This window comes from Chryseobacterium lactis (assembly GCF_003815875.1).
Lineage (GTDB): Bacteria > Bacteroidota > Bacteroidia > Flavobacteriales > Weeksellaceae > Chryseobacterium > Chryseobacterium lactis.
Map to the genome: position 1 here is coordinate 1,487,708 of NZ_CP033924.1, position 15,704 is coordinate 1,503,411.

At 36.5% G+C, this 15,704-nt stretch carries 17 protein-coding genes; 4 read left to right on the plus strand and 13 right to left on the minus strand.

Annotation, left to right across the window (positions count from 1 at the left end; genetic code table 11):
* Nucleotides 1-97: 97 nt before the first annotated feature.
* The 3 genes from EG342_RS06370 to EG342_RS06380 all read left to right on the plus strand — a co-directional run bounded on the left by EG342_RS06370 (nt 98) and on the right by EG342_RS06380 (nt 3,373).
* Nucleotides 98-1,936 (plus strand): M1 family metallopeptidase, encoded by a 1,839-nt coding sequence (locus EG342_RS06370; protein ID WP_103288910.1) that lies wholly within the window; start codon nt 98-100, stop codon nt 1,934-1,936.
* A gap of 103 nt (nt 1,937-2,039) precedes the next feature.
* Nucleotides 2,040-2,798 (plus strand): type III pantothenate kinase, encoded by a 759-nt coding sequence (locus EG342_RS06375; protein ID WP_103288911.1) that lies wholly within the window; start codon nt 2,040-2,042, stop codon nt 2,796-2,798.
* A gap of 47 nt (nt 2,799-2,845) precedes the next feature.
* Complete coding sequence (locus tag EG342_RS06380; RefSeq protein WP_103288912.1) at nt 2,846-3,373, plus strand: GNAT family N-acetyltransferase; 528 nt, start codon at nt 2,846-2,848, stop codon at nt 3,371-3,373.
* 77 nt (nt 3,374-3,450) lie between these two features.
* On the opposite strand, the gene EG342_RS06385 is transcribed toward EG342_RS06380, so the two are convergent.
* The 9 genes from EG342_RS06385 to EG342_RS06420 all read right to left on the minus strand — a co-directional run bounded on the left by EG342_RS06385 (nt 3,451) and on the right by EG342_RS06420 (nt 10,079).
* The gene (locus EG342_RS06385; protein WP_103288913.1) at nt 3,451-3,882 is read right to left on the minus strand and encodes a nucleoside deaminase; all 432 of its coding nucleotides are present in this window, start codon (nt 3,880-3,882) and stop codon (nt 3,451-3,453) included.
* Nucleotides 3,883-4,503, minus strand: coding sequence for a hypothetical protein (locus EG342_RS06390; RefSeq protein WP_246008744.1), 621 nt, complete (start codon nt 4,501-4,503; stop codon nt 3,883-3,885).
* 54 nt (nt 4,504-4,557) lie between these two features.
* Nucleotides 4,558-5,478, minus strand: a complete 921-nt coding sequence (locus EG342_RS06395) for a helix-turn-helix transcriptional regulator (RefSeq protein ID WP_103288914.1) — start codon at nt 5,476-5,478, stop codon at nt 4,558-4,560.
* Between the two features lie 246 nt (nt 5,479-5,724).
* Nucleotides 5,725-5,895, minus strand: coding sequence for a hypothetical protein (locus EG342_RS25100; RefSeq protein ID WP_164465155.1), 171 nt, complete (start codon nt 5,893-5,895; stop codon nt 5,725-5,727).
* 194 nt (nt 5,896-6,089) lie between these two features.
* On the minus strand, nt 6,090-6,644 hold the full coding sequence (locus tag EG342_RS06400) for a hypothetical protein (protein ID WP_103288915.1): 555 nt from the start codon (nt 6,642-6,644) through the stop codon (nt 6,090-6,092).
* A gap of 3 nt (nt 6,645-6,647) precedes the next feature.
* The gene (locus EG342_RS06405) at nt 6,648-7,331 is read right to left on the minus strand and encodes a hypothetical protein (RefSeq protein ID WP_103288916.1); all 684 of its coding nucleotides are present in this window, start codon (nt 7,329-7,331) and stop codon (nt 6,648-6,650) included.
* 71 nt (nt 7,332-7,402) lie between these two features.
* The gene (locus EG342_RS06410) at nt 7,403-7,978 is read right to left on the minus strand and encodes a DUF2589 domain-containing protein (RefSeq protein ID WP_103288917.1); all 576 of its coding nucleotides are present in this window, start codon (nt 7,976-7,978) and stop codon (nt 7,403-7,405) included.
* 368 nt (nt 7,979-8,346) lie between these two features.
* Nucleotides 8,347-9,384, minus strand: coding sequence for a patatin-like phospholipase family protein (locus EG342_RS06415; RefSeq protein WP_103288918.1), 1,038 nt, complete (start codon nt 9,382-9,384; stop codon nt 8,347-8,349).
* A gap of 194 nt (nt 9,385-9,578) precedes the next feature.
* Nucleotides 9,579-10,079: a M15 family metallopeptidase gene (locus tag EG342_RS06420; RefSeq protein WP_103288919.1), complete on the minus strand. Its 501-nt coding sequence runs from the start codon at nt 10,077-10,079 to the stop codon at nt 9,579-9,581.
* Nucleotides 10,080-10,338: 259 nt separating this feature from the next.
* On the opposite strand from EG342_RS06420, the gene EG342_RS06425 reads away from it, so the two are divergent.
* Nucleotides 10,339-11,919 (plus strand): Na+/H+ antiporter, encoded by a 1,581-nt coding sequence (locus EG342_RS06425; RefSeq protein WP_103289327.1) that lies wholly within the window; start codon nt 10,339-10,341, stop codon nt 11,917-11,919.
* Nucleotides 11,920-11,940: 21 nt separating this feature from the next.
* On the opposite strand, the gene EG342_RS06430 is transcribed toward EG342_RS06425, so the two are convergent.
* The 4 genes from EG342_RS06430 to EG342_RS06445 form a co-directional block, all read right to left on the minus strand.
* The gene (locus EG342_RS06430; protein ID WP_103288920.1) at nt 11,941-12,552 is read right to left on the minus strand and encodes a YdeI/OmpD-associated family protein; all 612 of its coding nucleotides are present in this window, start codon (nt 12,550-12,552) and stop codon (nt 11,941-11,943) included.
* The gene (locus EG342_RS06435) at nt 12,552-13,691 is read right to left on the minus strand and encodes a serine hydrolase domain-containing protein (protein ID WP_103288921.1); all 1,140 of its coding nucleotides are present in this window, start codon (nt 13,689-13,691) and stop codon (nt 12,552-12,554) included. Before EG342_RS06435 ends, EG342_RS06430 begins: the two co-directional genes overlap by 1 nt.
* Before the next feature lie 121 nt (nt 13,692-13,812).
* Nucleotides 13,813-15,354, minus strand: coding sequence for a glycine--tRNA ligase (locus EG342_RS06440; protein ID WP_103288922.1), 1,542 nt, complete (start codon nt 15,352-15,354; stop codon nt 13,813-13,815).
* Between the two features lie 48 nt (nt 15,355-15,402).
* The gene (locus EG342_RS06445) at nt 15,403-15,603 is read right to left on the minus strand and encodes a hypothetical protein (protein ID WP_123868041.1); all 201 of its coding nucleotides are present in this window, start codon (nt 15,601-15,603) and stop codon (nt 15,403-15,405) included.
* Nucleotides 15,604-15,704 lie beyond the last annotated feature (101 nt).

The following is a 15,704-nucleotide window of genomic DNA, read 5'->3' on the forward strand; positions in this document are numbered from 1 at the left end:
CCTTGACAAGGCTTTTAGTAGAAAGAAACCCTTAAATAACTCCACATTTTAGGGTGTTGTTTAAATTACCTACCTTTAGAAAAAAATAAAATTTTAAATGAGAAAATCGGCTGCAATCATTTTTGCGTTTATCATTTCACAATTTCAGGCTCAGCAAGGAGCTTATTATCAGCAGGCTGCAAAGTACAAGATGGATATTGATGTCAATGCTGAAAAATTTACCTACCAGGGAAAGCAAACTTTAGAATACACGAATAACTCACCCGATGAGTTGAATGTAGTGTATTTCCATTTATATTGGAATGCTTTTAAACCCAATTCCATGATGGACCAGAGAGTGGCTTCTCAGGGCAAAAATGGTGACGGAAGGTTGCAAAAAGATGGAATCTCAAGATTAGCTTCTATTCCGAAAGATCAGGAAGGAGCTCAAAATATTCACTGGATTAAGCAGAATGGCAAAGACCTGAAATTTGAAGTTCAGGAAACCATTATGAAAGTATATCTGGCTGAACCTATCAAGCCCAATTCAACGACGACTTTTACTATGGACTGGGATGCTGTTATTCCTGAACAGATCAGAAGAAGTGGAAGAAACAACAGGGAAGGAGTGGATATGACGATGACTCAGTGGTACCCGAAAATCGCAGAATATGATTATGATGGCTGGGCAACCTTTGATTATCTGGGAAGAGAATTTCACGCACCGTTTTCAGATTTTGATGTTACTATTAAAATCAACAAAGATTATGTAGTAGGAGCTGGGGGAATTCTTGAAAATCCAACCGAAGTAAAAGGATATGACACTGCAGCGAAGATCAAAGCAGAAAAAGATAAAAAAGTAACCTGGAAATGGACGGCAAAGAACATTCTGGATTTTGCATGGAGTGCAGACAGAGATTATTCTGTTGAAAGCTTTAATGTTCCGGAAGGACCAAAAGTATACCTTGTCTATCAGAAAAACGACAAGACAAAAGCTTGGGGTGAAGCACAATCTTATATCACGAAATATTTCCAGATTATGAACTCTCATTTCGGTAAATATGTTTACCCGACGTATGCATTTATTCAAGGTGGAGATGGTGGAATGGAATACGGAATGTGTACCATGATTCTTGGAGAAGCTAAGGATATTAAAGGATTAATGGGCTTAATGGCTCATGAAGGATCTCATTCATGGTATCAGCAGATGCTGGCAACAAACGAATCCGTTCGTCCGTGGATGGATGAAGGTTTTACAAGCTATGCTGAAGGATTTACCATGTATCAGTTATTCCCAGAAGATCTTCCAAACCCATTTGCTAAAACACTGGAAGGTTACAGAAACTTTGTTAAAAAAGGAATTGAAGAACCTGCCGTTTGGTTAGGAGATCATCATGATAACGGAACTGCATATACGTATGCTTCCTATGTGAAAGGAGAGTTGTATCTGGTACAACTTGGATATATTATGGGTGAGCAGAATCTTGCTGAAACATTAAAGCAATATTATGATCAGTGGAGTATGAAACATCCTTCAGACAGAGATTTCCTTCATATTGCTCAGAAAGTTTCCGGAATGGATTTGAAGTGGTTCCACAATTACTGGATCAATACTACCAAAACCATTGACTACGGAATTAAAGACGTGAAATATGATGCAAAATCCACTACGATTACTTTGGTCAATAACGGACAGGTTCCTATGCCGATTGATTTCAGTGTAATGACCACAGATAAAAAAGTAGTGACTTACCAGATCCCTCTGAATATGACTCATACATGGAAGCAAAAGGATATGTATGGTGATTTTAAAACAATGCTATACTGGCCGTGGACACAGAAAGAATATACCATAACGGTTCCTTATACAAAATCTCAATTGTCAGTTCTGGGAATTGATTTCAGCCAGAGAATCGCAGATGTAAATATGGCTGATAACTTTGTAGAAGTAAAATAAAAAGAGATCAACATAGAGATAAAAGGAGTATTTGAAAGTACTCCTTTTATTTTTTTATAAATTTGGGAGGAAAATTTTTCAACCATAGCCTGTTAAAATATAAATGAATTCAATTGTAATAAACGTAGGGAACAGTAATATCAGATTTGGTCTTTTTAATGGAGATAATTGTGATATTTCGTGGGTAATCAATACCAAGCCTTACAGAACCGCAGATGAACTGTATGTACAGATGCTGATGTTGTATCAGACTTATAAGATAGAACCTAAGGAAATTGACAAAGTCATCATAGGATCAGTGGTTCCCCAGCTTACCAAAGTGATGAGTTCGGGGATCAAAAAGATTCATGGTGTTACTCCTGTCATTGTTGATAGGTCAACTCCGTCAGCTGTACAGGCAAAATCCAAACAGATGGGAACAGATATCTACGCCAATCTTGTAGCTGCCCATAACCTGTATCCTAACCGGAAAAAAATTGTTATTGATTTTGGGACTGCACTTACCGCAAGCTGTGTTGCCGAAACAGGCGAAACATTAGGGGTTATTATTGCTCCGGGAATTGTTACTTCTCTAAATTCTTTGATTAATCAAACCGCCCAGCTCCCGGATATTGAACTTAAAAAACCGAAAACAGTACTTGGACTGGATACAGTAACCTGTATGCAAAGTGGTATGGTATATGGCTTTTTAGGAATGGTAGAAGGGTTTGTGAACCGCATTAATGATGAGGTCAATGATGATTGCTTTGTAGTCGCTACCGGTGGAGTTTCTCATGTGTATAAACCTTTGACGGATAAGATTCATGTGATGGACAGACTTCATACCCTGAAAGGACTTTATTTCCTTGGAAAGGATTTATAAATTTTAGGCTAAAGTTTATTTTGAGCCGTACTTAATCTTGCATAATCATGAAACAATTTCCAATATTAGAAACAGAAAGACTTATTTTATCTCAGCTGGAAGAAAAAGATATTCCTTTAATTGTGGAGTATCTTCAACATAGGATCTATTCCGATCTTACATCTAATATTCCTTATCCTTATACGGAGAATGATGCAAAATCATGGGTGACGATGTCTAAGGAGGCCTTCGAAGAAAACTCCGGATATACTTTTGGGATCCGAAATAAGGAAGGGCAAATTATCGGAGCTATCGGACTCCACGACAGAGAAGACGATAAGGCAGAATTGGGATACTGGATAGGAATTCCTTTCTGGAATAAAGGGTATGTCACCGAAGCAGCCAGAGCTATTGTTGAGTTTGGTTTTAAAAAATTACATTTTAATAAAATTTTTGCAACTCATCTTCCACACAACCCTGCATCCGGGAAAATCATGGAAAAGATTGGAATGGAAAAAGAAGCTGTTTTAAAACAGGAAGTGAAAAAAGACGGAGAATACTTTGATCTTGTGATGTATTCTATTTTTAATAGCTGATTTTAATTGTTTAACGAAATAAAACTAAACATCCGGAAACAATCAATATTTCCGGATGTTTTTTTATTTAATTCTGATTATCTTTTGCTTTTAAAAAAATCTTTCACGATAGAAGAACATTCAGCTTCCATAATTCCGGTGATCACTTCCGTTTTTGGATGTAGGGAAAGATGTTTGTTGATGAAGCCCCTTTGTTCATCACGGGCACCGATTACCACTTTTGAAATCTGGGACCATGAAAGGGCACCGGAGCACATTACACAAGGTTCCATGGTAACATAAAGTGTACAATCCTTCAAATACTTTCCTCCAAGAAAATTGGCGGCAGAAGTGATCGCCTGCATTTCTGCATGAGCAGTGACGTCATTTAAGGTTTCAGTGAGATTGTGAGCTCTTGCAATAATCCGGTTATTTGAAACGACAACACATCCAATGGGAACCTCATCTTTTTCCAGGGCAGCTTCTGCTTCCTGCAGAGCCATTTTCATATAATATTCGTCAGTAAACATTTATTCCGTCATTGTTAAAGTTAAAGGAAGTTTGAATTGGAATCTTGCGGCATCTCCTTTAGCTAAGGCAGGAACAAATTTTTCAGAAATAGAATACAAAGCAATTTCAGCCTGTCTGTTAAAAGTGAAGTTATCTCCCTGAGCATGTACATTGCTTACGCTTCCATCTTTTTCCACAACAAAAGCAACACTGGTCTTTACCATTTTTGCTTCAGAATTAACGCCGCCAACATACAAAAGATCAGCAACCTCCTGTCTTAAAGTATTGATGCCTCCTGGGTAATTGGGAGCGCTCTCTACAAAATAGGGGGATTCAAATGTACTTTTTGATGCATTTAATTTTATAGACTGAAGATCCTCCAGGTTCCTTACTTTCAATAGCGCTCCGATGAGTGCACTGTTTTCAATACTGTCCATTTTTTTCATGAAAAAAAGGAAGTCTCCTTTTATGGAAGCTTTTTTGAAGGTATTGGATTCCGCATCAAATTTTTTCTTGAATTCTTTATTCAACATGCTTCTGTGCTGGTTGTAATATGTTTTTACAAGCCTGAATTCTTCTTTCTGCTGTGATAAACAGAATGAAGAAATGATACAGCAGAGACAAATAAATAAAGCTTTCAATAGGGTATATTTATGTAAATATACTCAAAAAATGTGAGATCCGGCCATTCTCAATCAACTCTCAAGATAACGGTTCAATGACTCCTGAAGGTGGGTGCGGATGTCATCAACTAAACCTTTCGGTTCTAATACGGTTACTTCTTTTCCGTAGGAGAGAATTTCCTGCATAAAGTCGTAAGTAGGGTGTAAAAAGAATTCAAAATAGATCTCTTCCGGCGTTTCTTTAGTCTCTTTCTGTGATTGATGAAGCGGAAAACTTCTGATATATTCGCCCTGATGGCGGCTGCATTTCAAGACAATATTTTGCGGTTTTTGTTCGGTAAGATTCATCACTCCGAAAGCATTTTTAAAATGCTCTCTGAAGTTGTAATTATATTTTTCTCTGAACTTATTATTACTTACATCCAGATAATTGATTCTGTCCAGTCCAAATGATTTCAAAGCTTTATCCTTTGTATCAATTGCGATAAGGTACCATCTGTCTTTGGATTCTTTCAGGGCCAAAGGATGCACTTTTCGGGAAGTCATCAGTTTGTTCTTGTAATTGTAATGTTCAAAAGAAACGACTCTTTTATTACGAATGGCAAAGAAAAGATCATAAAAATGCTCTACACCGGTCGGTTTGCGGCTTTCAAAAAAAATAAAATCTGAAAAATCAGGGTGAAGATTGAGGGCATTACTTACCTGGAAAGATTCTAATAATTTCTGATTGTATTCATCCACTTCCATAATCGGACGACTTTCAATATAATATCGGTTATCGCCCTTTTTTTTATTGTGAATAGAAAGATTAAAGAGATTGGAAATCTCACGGATATCCCTTTGCAACGTGCGGATAGAGTAACTCTTGATCTCTGCATCCTGAAATTCAAAAGAGTTTAAAAGATAATCTTCCAGCTGCGAATAGGTGGCCGGAGAGCTTTCCAGTCTTTTTATAATTAAGGCATATCGTGTCAGATAAAAATCTTTTTTCATGATTTAATTTTATAAGACAAATATATGGGCTTAATGCGACAAAACGTGTCGTGTTTTATTTTTTAAAGATTAATCTTACTCTTGTTTATAAAATAAAAACCACTTCAAAGAAATGGTTTTCAAAACAGGTTCCGCTGTCCAACATTTTGTGAATGGTGATTCAAAGGGATATGAAGATGGTGAATTGGTTATTAGCTGATTGTGAATATTTTGGACAGCTCCGGAACCCGGTGTTTTTAAAGGTAATTACAAAGTCTCTTCTTCAAGAATATCTTCTTTACAATCTTCTCTGAAAAAGTTTTCAACGTCGTTGAGATAATTATCATAATCCATCTCTACGTGTTCAATATCTCCCCATTCTATGGTGTAGGGGATTTCATCAATGATGACATTTGTTTTATGATTGGTTGCTTCCATACTTTTTGTGGTAAGAGAAAAGGTGTTTTTTGAATATATTTTTTGTTGGTCGATATTTGTAAAAGATGAATTCAAAGGCTATTTAAGTTTTGGTTATTAGTTTTTTTGATGATGTTTCTTTTTCAAAAGTAGTATTGGAAAGCGACAAAACTTGACGCATAAAAAATAATTTAGAATGAATTTTATATTTTTTTTCAGGAAAAATCTTTGATGTCAATCTCATCGGCGATGAGCATTATAATATCCATTTCAGATAACATTGATTTGAGTTTTATTCCTCCGGGATTTAAATTAGGATCAGAAAGAATAAACCACCAGATCTGTTGAATAAAATCCTCAAACTTTACTTCCGGATGATAAACCAATGTATTTGTTTGTGCTGCTAAAGCCAGTAATTGTTTAGTGATATCTCTGCATTCATTCATTTTTCCTTCATGTGGTAAGAGCACATTTAATACACAATTCTGAGCATCGTAAAGAAGGCCGGCCGTGATTTTAAGCTGATTTTTTTTAGCATTAAAACCTCTTTCATCACTTATTCTTCCTGCCAGAATTTTACTTCTGAATCCTGCAATTTCTGAAACTTCACTGATGGTATTTGTAGACAGTATATCTTCTACAGCTTTTAACCATACTATTGTTTTTTCAACAAAAAGAGGATCCTTTTTCTCTAAAGACGATACGATTGCAGGAAGGCCCTGAAGCTGTTCTTTTAACTGGGAAACCAGGATAAATTGTGACTTTTTCATGTTCTATTCCGGGATTAAAGTTTCTACGATATTTCCATTGATATCCTCGTATCTTGACCATTCCATTCCTGCTTCACTGACACTCATTTTAGCAAATACCAAACATTTTACATCAAGCTCCATCAATTTGCCGGCCTCGATAATAATCTCATAATCTTCTGTTTTTTCAATAATCTTTCTCGTTTCCAGAGTTATTCTGTCGGAAAGACTCTGAAATAATACATCGGGATTGGTCGTCTTCCAGCTTAGGTTAGAAAGAGATTTACAGAATTCTACAATATTTTTAGAAAGAGGAACCAAATATTCAATCTGATCATTAGTCAATGTCGGTGTATTCTGTTCTTTAATCTTTTTGAGAATATCAGTATGAATAGCTTCCTGGTTGATGAGAAAGGCTTTCAGGCTCTGATCTTCTTTTATATTGGAAGGATCATAATCTGTTTTGGCAACTTTTGTAATTTCATCATAAGTAAAGTCCCTGAAAATCATTTTCGGTGAATTTCCCGCTGTAGCAAAAGGAATCGTAAGATCCACAGTACCAACTTTCATTCTGGGAATTGAAAAATGTTTCAACAGATCATCCTGGGCATATTCTTTAGCCATTTGTACAGTTTGCAGATCGGTCATTTTTCTGGCTGAAGCAATCTCAGAGACGATGCCTCCCAAATATTCTCTTAATTTTGGCATAATAGTTTTTTTTTAGTGAATAAAAATTGTTTAAAATGGATGGCTGCCGGAGCAACCATCCAAAAAAGATGTTAAGGAGTTACAGGCGCCGAATTAGCTACAATAGCATCTTCCAGCATATCCATAATTCTCGCCAGACCGGCAGGCAATTCATCATTTACAGCTTTTACATGTACTCCCAAAGTATATGTTTTTTCTGTCGTAGATGTGCTTGAATTGGTTTTCTTGTAAGAAGCTGAAGCATTGAACTTTACTTTCCAGAACTTGGCACTTAAAGAAGCACTTCCCTGGAACTCAGTGGAAATATTCTGAGTTTCTACGGAATTCAGTTTTGCATTAAAGTCAATGGTCATTTCATCAATTCTTAAAGCCGGAATCGTCAACATAGAAAGCAATGGAACACTCAACGTAACTTGTGACTGTACCGGAGTTTCATTGCCCTGAACAGGGTTAGGTACTGTTTTTTTGTACACAAAATCCACATATCTGAGCTTTGTAGCTGGCCCTGTTCCTTCAAAACCAACTTCTTTAATGAAATTGACCTGTGACATAGAAGCTTCATGTTGAGCTTTTATCGCTGCCTGCATTGGGCCTCCGATGTAAACACTGAAATCTAAACTGTTTAATTCTTGGACTAAATTTGCCATAATTGTAAAATTTTAAGGTTATTAATTGGTTAATAATATATAGTAGTTGCTAGCAAACTAATATTCATATGAGGGAATAAGTATCCTGTTCAGTATCTGGTCAACTGAAGATTAATAATGAACCGGTAATAAATATTGGGGGAAGAATAAGCTTATTTAGCTATAGTTTTCCTGGTTATTTTGTTAATTCAAAGATAGTTGGGTGAAGCGTCAAAACTCGTCGTGTTAAATATATTTTTGAATTTTATTCTGTTTTTTTAATAATCAAGGTATTGTCGGACAACTACAGAATTTGACGTGTATAAAGCTTTTGGATTTTTAAATTATAAGCTAAATAGCTTATTTTGAGTCATTATAAGTTCAGGGGCTTATATTTTGTTTTTAATGAGTTTTTGAACAATTTGGTTCAGTACTTCTCTGTTGTCATCAATATAGCTCAGTCCGGCTTGTATCAGGTTTTCAATATTAGAGCGTCTTACATTATCCATTGCCGGTGATGCATTTTTCAACGACGGATTCAGGCGGTAATAATTTTTCTGATTTCTTAAACCTAATGTTTGAAACATCTGACCAAGTTGATAATCTACTGTTTCAGCATTTGCTGACATTAAAATATCGATAATCGGATTTACCCAACCTATTTTTCCTGCTTTTTCTAATTTTTTAAATGAATAAGATCTGGCTTCAATTCCTGTTCCGATAGAAATAATGATCATATCATTGACTCCGGGATGATTGGCCTTCTGGTGATTTTTCAAAACTTCGGCAAAAGGAATTTTTCTGGCTTCTGCGTATGCACAAAGAGCAGGATTATTGGCAAACATTCCGCCATCAATGAGGCTAAAAATCTGCCCGTACATTGATTTGATCTGCACAGGACAAAAATAAGTAGGGGCTGCTGAAGTGGCTCTGCAGATATCTCTTACATAGAAATTATCTGTGCTGAGGTTGGCTTCCCATGAGTTGAAAAGCTTTGCTCTTCTGTTTTCGATGTCATAACTTGTTATTAAACATGGTTTTATTAATTCTTTCAATTCTAAATTTCCAAAAAAGTCGTTCAGGTTTTTCTGAAGAGCATCCTGAGAAATTCTTTCATTCAACAGTCCAAACGGATTGACCAGTTTTTCCCAAAAAGAAACCTGGAAGATGTCGCCGCCCTTTTCAGCATATAATTCTAATCCTTTCTGGATTGAATATTTTGCTTTTCGGGTTTCATCGGGGCATAGAATAATTGAAGCAATCAGACCGCCGGTACTGCTGCCCGCTACCAGATCAAAATAATCTCCAAGTTTGGCACTTGGTTTATCATAATACTGGAGCTGTTCTTCTATGTAGCGTAGAATAATGCAGGTGATAATTCCTCTTATTCCACCCCCGTCCAAAGAAAGAATGGTTGTCTTTTTCATGTGATATTTTAATTGTTTTTTTAAAAGGACACATGCAATCTTAAATCTGTAAAAACCGAAATTTTCATAAGTTAAAAAAGAGCGGTTTTGTTTTTAGATTTCATTGCTTTTTTAGTTGTTTTCTTGTAAAGCAAAGATAGGACGGGGAAGCGACAGAACTTGTCGTATTTTATTTAATTTCAAATAAAAGAGAATTAAAAAATAACATAATTTTCCTTATCTCTAGGCAGTTTCGAGAGTATTCTCCAGCTGGTTTTTATAAGCCCTTTTCGGGACGGAATTACCTTTTTTTCAAAGTGAGGAAGGTCTTTAAACGTCTTCCAGTTGCCGCCCCAGTCCCAACCATGCCTGGCGAAAATTTTCACACATTCATACCAGTCGGCGACCTTGTCATTATCCCAATCTTTTGCCGTGTCCCAGCTTGCTGTTTTTCCATCGATCATCAGGCAAATATCCACAGCAAGGCCATAATTATGGATGCTTTGCCCGGCCTTTGCATTGGTTACTTTTTTCCCTGAAGTAATTCTTCCGATAGCATATAGCTTTTCCTGTTCTTCAAAAGATCGTAACCCTTGTGTGATTCTTATTTTGGCTCTGCCGGTAAGGGCTTCATCACATTCTTGGATAATTTGCTTTACTTCATCCCTTACCAGCGGATGAAGTTTCTGAATTCTTTCTGTTGTTACTTTGTCCATGATTTTATACTATTATAAATCAAAAATATAGAATGATAACGACTAAACTTGACGTGTTTTAATAATTTTTTTAACAATAAAAAGTTTTAATAGAAAGTATGTTGTTTCATTTTTAATTTTTTATTAATTAAGTTCAGATAAGGTCATAAAAACGATACGAGAAATAGGAATTGCCTGTATATTTGTAGAATAAATTACTCTTAATGGTTCAAAAATAATCAGAACAGAGTAGTGGATGAAAATTAAAAAACACAACATAATGCATACGATTTTACCCTTTTTCCTGGCTATGATAGCTGCTATTGTCCTGTTAAATATGTGGGCAACCAAGCTGAAAATTGCTTATCCGATTTTATTGGTTGTTTTTGGATTATTGGTCAGTTTTGTACCCGGTTTACCTGCCGTAAAAATAAATCCTGATCTGATCTTTTTTATCTTTTTACCCCCATTATTATTTGAGGCCTCGTGGTCTATTTCTTTTAAAGAAATGAAAAAATGGTGGCGGATTATCGGCAGCTTTGCATTTCTTGTTGTATTTTTTACTGCTTTGTCGGTAGCAGTTGTTTCTAATTATTTTATTCCGGGATTTACCATTGCTTTAGGGTTTTTGCTTGGAGGAATTGTTTCTCCGCCCGATGCCGTAAGTAGTGGTGCTATTATGAAATTTGTGAAAATTCCGAAAACAACTTCTGCAATTCTTGAAGGCGAAAGCTTACTCAACGATGCTTCTTCTTTAATTATTTTCCGTTTTGCTCTTATTGCTGTGGGAACAGGGCAATTTGTATGGCAGGAAGCTTCACTGAATTTTTTGTGGATGATTATAGGTGGTGCAGGACTTGGATTATTACTGGCCTGGATTTTTGTACAGGTGCACAAACGTCTGCCGACAGATGCCTCATCAGATATTGCATTAACTTTGATTGAGCCCTACCTGATGTACTGGCTGGCAGAACAGTTTCATAGTTCTGGAGTACTGGCGGTAGTTTGCGGAGGCTTGTATATGTCAAGTAAACGAATGATATTTTTAAGCAGTACGAGCCGGATTCGAGGGTATAGTGTTTGGGAAAGCTTTGTATTTATCCTGAATGGAATCGTTTTTTTAATTATCGGACTTGAACTTCCGGAAATCGTTGGCGGATTGCGCTCAGAAGGTATTCCTTTGCCCACCGCCATCAATTATGGAGTTTTGGTGACAGGTATTCTGATTGCTGCCAGAATTATAAGCTCGTACGCTGCAATGCTCGCCACTATTATTTTCCGACCGGGGGTGGCTCCCCGGGCTTCTTCGAACAGGAGACGTCTGATGATGCCTATTATACTGGGCTGGACCGGAATGCGAGGTGTAGTATCGCTGGCTGCTGCTCTTGCCATTCCTATCAGTCTTCATGGTGCTCCTTTTCCGAACAGAAATCTAATTTTGTTCATCACTTTTGTTGTGATATTGCTTACTCTTCTTGTGCAAGGCCTTACATTGCCTTATCTTATCAGATTTGGGCATGTGTTTGACGATTTTATTGATGATGAAAAAGAAGAATTAGTCCGTCAGGAAATAAAAACAAAACTGAAGCAGCATGTCTATCATTTTCTTAAAGATAAACATGAAAATGAGCTTCAAAGTCATGCCGGTATAGAGCGAATGCTGAAACACTGGGAAGAGAAAAATAAAGCAAGCGATACGGAATGGATGAATGAAAAAACCAAGCTTATTTTCCTTGAAATGCTAGAAAGTCAGAGACAGTTTCTTTCAGAGCTGAACAAAGATATATCGATCAATGAAGAAATTATCCGCCATCAGTTGTATCAGCTTGATCTGGAAGAGGAGAGATTAAGGATGATTTAGAATGCTTCTTTTTGCGGATAGCTATTTCTTCTCATATTTCCAGTTCCTGCCTTTTCCCTCAGAAATCCATTCCAAAGCCTGATCTATTCGTTTATTTCGGGTGGCTTCTGTTTTGGCCTCCATAATCCAGGTGATGTATTCTTTTCTGAATGATGGTGATGCTTTTTCGAAAATATTTAATGCTTTTTTATGGGTATTTAAAGCAATTTGAAAATAATCAGGGATTTCAATTTCTGTTTTCGAGGGAGCTGCTTTTTTCATGGTAACACCCATCTCTGTGAGCTCCATTGCCTCCCGTATTGCTTTTTTAAGCTGAGGTTTTGAAGGAAGGTCTTCAACTCTGGTGATTTTTCCGAGACTGAACATTGAGTTTTTTTCAATATCCTGAGTGATTTCCTGCATTGTTTTCATCTCTTTTTCCAACCAGAACCCGAAGGTGCAATGTTGTTTAAAAGAAGCCATAGCACAAAGATTTTTCCCTTTGTATATAAAATGAGGAAATCCCCATTTCAAAGTTTCTTCAGCTTCAGAACAGTGTTCATGAACCGTTTCACGAATGTAATGTAAAACGGGTTTTGCAAAATCCTGAGATTTTTCAATATAAGCATCTATTTTTGAACTGTATTTTTCCATTATTCTTCTTGAAATAAATCTACAATTTCATTCACCAGGAATCTTACCATGTCCGGTCTTCCTCTGTCATTTTTAGGACTGTTGGCATAACTTCCTGTCCTTACAATCACCATGTTATACTCTGGAACCATAATGATATATTGCCCTTGCAGCCCCAGGAAATAATAATGTTTGACCGGATTGTCATGATTGATCCAAAGTCCCATTCCATAAACCTCTTCAGACTTTTCTGTCGGAGTTCTCATTTGTTCAATAAAATCAAGGTTGAGAACCTGTTGATTTTCAACTTTACCATCATCCAGAAATAATTGTCCCAGTTTGGCAAAGTCTCTGGCGTTGGAATGAATACAACAATAGGTTTTTTCCATTCCGTAATCGTCGGTACTCCATTTGGCGTTCTGTTCCATCCCTAAAGGAATCCAGAATTTTTCTGATAAATAGCTTGCTAGTGGTTGATTGAGTGCCTTTTTTAAAGCAAATCCCAGAAGTTGGGTAGAGCCGCTTTGGTATTCAAATCGGGTTCCCGGTTTTTCTTTAAATTTTCTTGAAAATACCGCTTTCACAAGACTTTTTCCATAATATGCTTTGGCATTGGGAAGAAAAGGATTATTATAATTCTCATCCCAGTCGAGCCCGGCTTCCATCTGAGCCAGATTTTGTAGACTTACTTCACTTCCGAATCCTTTCTCTTTAAATTCAGCATAAAAATCTGACAGCTTTTCATCAATATTCTCAATAATTCCTTCTTCCAAAGCTTTTCCCAGAAGCATCACCGTTACCGCTTTTGCCATAGAAAAAGAATTGGTTTGTGACAGTTGATTATAGCCTGCCCAATATTGTTCGTGAAGAATTTTACCATTCCTGATGACCACAAACGCAGCCGTTTTGGAATGTTTTAATTGATCAACTAAATGCTTAGGTAATTCCTTTTTATTATACTCAGAATCCTCTTCCCATAATCTTGGTTCTTCCGTAACAATAGGATTGCTGGGAAACAGATCTCCATCATCAATATAGGCACTTGATTTTCCTTTCAGATAAGTTTTGGAAATACCATTAAACAGATAATCGTATCCCAGAAGATAAGCTGCTGCTGCACCGGCGACAGCGCCACCTATCATATATTTTACTATTTTCATACTCTCGTGAATCGGTCTTTAACAAATTTAAAATAATTTTTGAGAGAAATTCAAAATATAGAATGAAATAAAGCAGATTGTATAAAAACAAAAAAGCCTTGACTGAATCAAGGCTTTTCAATTATATTTTAGAAAGTAAATTTCTGAAGTTGGTTTTCTCATCAATGATTCTTCTCAACTCTGAAACAGTAACTCTTTCCTGCTGCATCGTATCCCTGTCTCTCATGGTTACCGTATGATCTGTCAATGAATCATGATCTACTGTGATACAGTAAGGAGTACCGATGGCATCCTGTCTTCTGTAACGTTTTCCGATCGCATCTTTTTCTTCGTAGAATAAGTTGAAATCATATTTTAGATCATTGAAGATTTTCTCTGCATATTCTGCTAAACCGTCTTTCTTCATCAGTGGAAGAATAGCTGCCTTAATTGGGGCTAAAGCTGGAGGTAAAGATAAAACAGTTCTTTCTGAACCATCTTCCAATACTTCGTCTTTTAAGCAGTGTGAGAAGATAGAAAGGAATAATCTGTCTAAACCTACTGATGTTTCCACAACATAAGGAACATAATTCTCATTTCTTTCAGGATCGAAGAACTGAAGTTTTCTTCCTGAGTGCTTTTCATGAGCTTTCAGGTCGAAATCCGTTCTGGAGTGAATACCTTCCAGTTCCTTGAAACCGAATGGGAAATTAAACTCAATATCAGCCGCAGCATTGGCATAGTGAGCTAGTTTCTCATGGTCATGGAATCTGTAATTTTCATTACCTAATCCTAAAGCTAAGTGCCAGTTCAGACGTTTTTGTTTCCATTGCTCGTAGAATTCAAGTTCTGTACCCGGAGCTACAAAAAATTGCATTTCCATTTGTTCGAATTCACGCATTCTGAAGATAAACTGTCTTGCAACAATCTCATTTCTGAATGCCTTTCCAATCTGGGCAATACCGAAAGGAAGTCTGTGACGTGACGTTTTTTGTACATTTAAAAAGTTAACGAAGATACCCTGAGCAGTTTCCGGTCTCAAGTAAAGATCCATCGCAGAATCTGCAGAAGCTCCAAGTTTGGTTCCGAACATTAGGTTGAATTGTCTTACCTCGGTCCAGTTTTTAGAACCTGTATCAGGATCAGCAATTTCAAGCTCTTCAATCAAAGCCTTTACATCGGCAAGATCTTCATTTTCCAGAGATTTTGCCAATCTTGAAAGAATAGCCTCTCTTTTTGCTCTGTATTCCAGAATTTTTGGATTCGTAGCTTCAAATTGAGCCTTATCGAAAGATTCACCAAATCTTTTGGCTGCTTTTTCAATTTCTTTGTTCTCTTTATCTTCAATTTTTAGACAGTAATCTTCTACCAAAACGTCTGCTCTGAAACGTTTCTTAGAATCTTTATTATCAATCAATGGATCGTTGAAAGCGTCTACGTGGCCTGATGCCTTCCAGGTTGTTGGATGCATAAGGATCGCCGAGTCAATACCCACAATATTTTCGTTAAGCTGTACCATAGCTTTCCACCAGTATTGTTTGATATTATTTTTTAGTTCGGCTCCGTTCTGTCCATAATCATAAACAGCGGATAAACCATCATAGATCTCACTTGATGGGAAAATAAAACCATATTCTTTAGCGTGAGAAATCACTTTCTTGAAAACATCTTCTTGCTTTGCCATAATTTTTACGTCTGATGTGCAAAAATAATGTTTTTTATTGGTAAAATATTAATACCTGTAAGATCCTACATTCGATATAGTCATTAAAAAGCATCCTCCGGCACCGATGATAAATAAAATACCGGCAATAATTAACAATACTATTTTTGCGATTTTATACTTTTTAAAGGGTACGAAAATAATAGTAGCGATCGCTATAATGACAGAGATCACAGTCAATTTTACAAAGAAACCAAAATAGTCTGTCATAATTTTTTTAATTAAAGGTGTACCCGATACTAATATAAAAAATTTAATTGAAGTATAATGATTAAATATAATGAGCCAGGAACCTGCTTTCGTTACTCGCT

Excerpts from the sequence above, each read along its gene's own strand:
- EG342_RS06370 (WP_103288910.1), top strand. The coding sequence starts at position 98 with ATGAGAAAATCGGCTGCAATCATTTTTGCGTTTATCATTTCACAATTT.
- EG342_RS06375 (WP_103288911.1), top strand. The coding sequence starts at position 2,040 with ATGAATTCAATTGTAATAAACGTAGGGAACAGTAATATCAGATTTGGT.
- EG342_RS06380 (WP_103288912.1), top strand. The coding sequence starts at position 2,846 with ATGAAACAATTTCCAATATTAGAAACAGAAAGACTTATTTTATCTCAG.
- EG342_RS06385 (WP_103288913.1), bottom strand. The coding sequence starts at position 3,882 with ATGTTTACTGACGAATATTATATGAAAATGGCTCTGCAGGAAGCAGAA.
- EG342_RS06395 (WP_103288914.1), bottom strand. The coding sequence starts at position 5,478 with ATGAAAAAAGATTTTTATCTGACACGATATGCCTTAATTATAAAAAGA.
- EG342_RS25100 (WP_164465155.1), bottom strand. The coding sequence starts at position 5,895 with ATGGAAGCAACCAATCATAAAACAAATGTCATCATTGATGAAATCCCC.
- EG342_RS06400 (WP_103288915.1), bottom strand. The coding sequence starts at position 6,644 with ATGAAAAAGTCACAATTTATCCTGGTTTCCCAGTTAAAAGAACAGCTT.
- EG342_RS06405 (WP_103288916.1), bottom strand. The coding sequence starts at position 7,331 with ATGCCAAAATTAAGAGAATATTTGGGAGGCATCGTCTCTGAGATTGCT.
- EG342_RS06410 (WP_103288917.1), bottom strand. The coding sequence starts at position 7,978 with ATGGCAAATTTAGTCCAAGAATTAAACAGTTTAGATTTCAGTGTTTAC.
- EG342_RS06415 (WP_103288918.1), bottom strand. The coding sequence starts at position 9,384 with ATGAAAAAGACAACCATTCTTTCTTTGGACGGGGGTGGAATAAGAGGA.
- EG342_RS06420 (WP_103288919.1), bottom strand. The coding sequence starts at position 10,079 with ATGGACAAAGTAACAACAGAAAGAATTCAGAAACTTCATCCGCTGGTA.
- EG342_RS06425 (WP_103289327.1), top strand. The coding sequence starts at position 10,339 with ATGCATACGATTTTACCCTTTTTCCTGGCTATGATAGCTGCTATTGTC.
- EG342_RS06430 (WP_103288920.1), bottom strand. The coding sequence starts at position 12,552 with ATGGAAAAATACAGTTCAAAAATAGATGCTTATATTGAAAAATCTCAG.
- EG342_RS06435 (WP_103288921.1), bottom strand. The coding sequence starts at position 13,691 with ATGAAAATAGTAAAATATATGATAGGTGGCGCTGTCGCCGGTGCAGCA.
- EG342_RS06440 (WP_103288922.1), bottom strand. The coding sequence starts at position 15,354 with ATGGCAAAGCAAGAAGATGTTTTCAAGAAAGTGATTTCTCACGCTAAA.
- EG342_RS06445 (WP_123868041.1), bottom strand. The coding sequence starts at position 15,603 with ATGACAGACTATTTTGGTTTCTTTGTAAAATTGACTGTGATCTCTGTC.